This is a genomic window from Dapis hubbardiae BLCC-M172, from assembly GCF_050016015.1.
GTDB lineage: Bacteria > Cyanobacteriota > Cyanobacteriia > Cyanobacteriales > Microcoleaceae > Trichodesmium.
Genome location: NZ_JBNHEQ010000312.1, coordinates 9,288 through 13,104, shown reverse-complemented (window position 1 = coordinate 13,104; position 3,817 = coordinate 9,288). Strand labels below are relative to the sequence as shown.

General features: G+C 34.3%; 1 protein-coding gene. It reads left to right on the top strand.

Annotated elements, in window-relative coordinates; all coding sequences use genetic code 11:
- Nucleotides 1–321 precede the first annotated feature (321 nt).
- Nucleotides 322–1,989, top strand: coding sequence for a signal recognition particle-docking protein FtsY (gene ftsY / locus ACP6PK_RS29185; RefSeq protein ID WP_426564960.1), 1,668 nt, complete (start codon nt 322–324; stop codon nt 1,987–1,989).
- Nucleotides 1,990–3,817 lie beyond the last annotated feature (1,828 nt).

The window sequence follows — 3,817 nt, the reverse complement described above, 5'->3', positions numbered from 1 at the left end:
GAGTGAGGCACAATTATAGTCAAACTCAAAAGTTAAAAGTTAGATTTGACTGAGGCTGGAATTAGACAGAAAAATTAGACTAGACTAGAGGTAATTCCTAAAACTATAGCGCTATAGTATTTATTAAGTTGAGAACTAAAAACTCTGACAGTAATCTGGGAAAGAAAATCAAAGAGACAAATAATTAAGGGACAAACCTACTAATTCATCAATACAACAAAGTCCTCCTGAGAGAGCAAGTGCTAATTCCTGCGTGTTAGAGAATAACAACACAATTCAGTATAAGATAGACTATTTAAAATAGTAATATCTAAAATAAATATGGTTTTTAATTGGTTCCGTCGTAAGTATAATGACAGTTCAGACAAAACTTCAAAGGAAAAACCTGAACCTAACAAAGAAAAAGAAAAAGTAGAAGCAGAAGTTGAATCACAAGAAAAATCAGCGCAGGAGTCCACACAGAGTACAGAGGATTATTTGAGTTGGGCAAAAGCAGCCTACAAAAATATTCAGGAACAGAAAAAAACTCAAGTAGTATCTCAAACCGCTACAGATACTGTTGAAACAGAGGAAAAGCTAGAAAATCAAACACCTGCAACAACAGCAAAAGTTGAGCCAAGCATATCAGAGCAGCTCAAAGCTGAAGAACAAGAAGATATTGTAGTAGAAAAAACAGAATCTACATCTACAGACACTCAGCCTGAAATAATCCCAACTGTAGGGGAAACAACCCCTAGTGAAGTAAAAGCCCCAGAATTAGAAATTCCAGTAGAGTCAAATTCAGTAATAGAAGAAACTGCTCCAGTAACTCAAGCATCTGAAGAGTTACCTTTCTGGGCAAAAGCTCAAGCAGAAAGACAAGCTAGAGTAGAACGTCTCAAAGAAACTGCCATAGAAGAACCAGAACCAGAAATTCTCCAGCAAACAACTGTAGATTCTGAAATAGAAGAAATAGACCCCCTAATTCTTGATGAAGCATTTCTTTGGTCAGCAGAAGTTTTAGCAGGTCAAGGTCGTCGCCCAGATCAAGTTTCTGCCGAAGAAATTTCTTGGCTGAAGAAATTACGACAAGGCTTAGATAGAACTCGGCGCAACTTGCTCAACCAATTGAGGGCTATTGTAGGTCAAGGACCTCTGAATCAAGATGCAGTCATGGAAATAGAGTCCATGTTACTACAAGCTGACGTTGGAGTAGAGGCTACTGATTATATCATAGAAACACTACAAAATAAATTGCGAGAAGAAGCTTTACCTCCAAAAGAGGCGATCGCTTATTTGAAAAAAATCTTACGAGATATTCTGGATGAGCCATTCAAAGACTCGGAAATAGCTAGTCCCGCATATAACTTAACTTTTGTCCCAGAAAAGGATATTTTAAATATTTGGCTCTTGAATGGTGTAAATGGAGCTGGTAAGACTACAACTATCGGTAAAATTGCTCATTTAGCTACCAAGTCAGACTACAGATGTTTAATTGCAGCAGCAGATACATTTCGAGCTGCGGCAGTACAACAGTTGACAATCTGGGGACAACGGAGTGAGGTAGAGGTAATTGCTAATCCTGGTAAAAATACTGATCCAGCAGCCATAGTTTTTGATGCTATAGTAGCGGCTCAAACCAGAAATACAGAATTACTACTGGTAGATACAGCCGGGAGACTGCAAAACAAGAAAAATTTGATGGACGAACTGAGTAAAATTCATCGCATAGTAGAGAAAAAAGCACCAGATGCGGTGGTAGAATCCCTACTGGTGTTAGACGCTACACTTGGTCAAAATGGTTTACGGCAAGCAGAAGTATTTGCCAAAGCTGCTAAACTGAGTGGGGTAGTATTGACAAAACTCGACGGAACTGCTAGAGGTGGTGTTGCACTTGCTGTTGTCAAGCAATTGGGTCTGCCTATTCGCTTTATTGGTGTGGGAGAAAGCATAGAAGACCTCCGTCCATTTTCTAGTTATGAGTTCGTTGAAGCTCTTCTCAGTGGTTAAAGATTTATTGCTTTTACCATTGAGAATGGGCAACTGCAATAGCAGTTGTGAAAAAAATCTATATTTTTGTCGGTTCAAGTATTTTGGCTGGGTAGCATCAGAGTATTTTCATATTCGGAGGAGAAGTTAGGAATTTTTTGCTTGGTCTGCTGACCAGGCAATTGGAGTATTTATCATTGTTTTTGAAACTATAGGAAACAGAGACAATTAAACTCAATATTGATATTACTTTCACTAGCTTGGTTTTTATCTATTTGGATAACTAAATTAGCTATAAAGTAGTATCTAGAACAGGAAATATAGCTGAAGTCAGAAGTAAGTAGGGGGGAATGGTCATTTCCCCGTACATTATTCCTGTAACTAAGTTTGACAGTTTAAGAATGTTCTCATAGTAATTGCGACTGCTATAGATAAAATTTCTTCTAGGAAAACTCTTGAATATTACATCCACTGAAACAACTATTAATTTGATTAGCTAAAATCATTTTTATCGGGTGATTATAGATATGCAATTAGTCATATTTGATATTATCTGGTAATTTAACTCTAAATGACTGTTTTAGCTTTAACTGAAGTTTTATAGGGAAATAGAGTCTAGGAAAACTAAAAATTTGAATGTTAAATTACACAAAATGCTTAGGTCTAAATCTCAGTAAAATGATTCAATAATTAAGAATGCGCGAATTAAGAATTTAGAATTACCTCTCCTTGAAAAGGAGAGGATTGACAAACAGGAAAATTTTTATTTATTATCCCCTTAAAAGGGGAGGCTTTAAACCACAATATTTCGGTAATACGAGCTAAAAAAAAAATTTTACAAAGTAAGTATTTCGGCACCGGAATGCTCCGCAAAGATATATTAGCTGTCAGTATTGACCAATAAAAATGAAAGAGGGGGGATTTTTATGGATATCTAAAGTTAGCTGATTTTCTGTTAGTAATAGATTGAAATTTTAGCTCAATCTATCAATAATTATCCTTTGTCAGGAACCTATAGTGCTAAATCAAGTTATTCTAGGCTAGTTACTTAAATTTCTCCATCTTCTAAGGATATTTAGTATGAAACTGATAGCTGAAGTATGAATTCTTAGGTTAGAAATACTAATAAGATGGTGTCAAACTTAATTCATAATCCTAGAAGATAAATATTGACTGACTAGCTAAAACCTACTAATTAACATCTAATACTTAATAAGTGGTCGTGCAAAATTAATTACACATCTATAAAAACTGAATTCTTAGACTTACTTATAAAGACCACAGAGAATCGGAATAGGTAAACAATTTTGCTGAGATACTTACCTAAAATTAATTTGTAACAATCATTTCTTAGGCTTGGTATGAGCCAAAGCAAAAATGAATAATTTTAATGTAGATTTGCTCTAAATCAAACTGCCAAAAATATTATTGCTAAAAAAGTAAGAAAATATTAAGTTGATTGGTCTAATTAATTAGAGGTAAAAAAATAAATATAGAAGTAATTAGATGAACTCATTGATTAATGGATAATGAATTATTGATAATTACCTCTGGTTAAAACCGTAACGGAATTGAAGATAGGGAAATCTGATTAATTAATAATAAATAATGGAGAGTTGGTCGTGAAAACTGTATTATTATATCAATAATCCTTTGAAACTGATAAATTTTAAACCTCTGGGGATTCACGCTCAATTATCAATTATCCATTGGTAAAGTATTTTTAACTCTTCCAAATTTTCCCTAATATTCTCTATAACCTAAAATATAAAATTGTGCATCTTAGCAATTTGAGACACCTGATGTTGAAACTATCAACCTAAATTTACTTCCGAATTTATCCGAAAAA

What these genes read in the sequence shown, in the direction of transcription:
- ftsY (WP_426564960.1), top strand. Translation starts at nt 322, where the DNA reads ATGGTTTTTAATTGGTTCCGTCGTAAGTATAATGACAGTTCAGACAAA.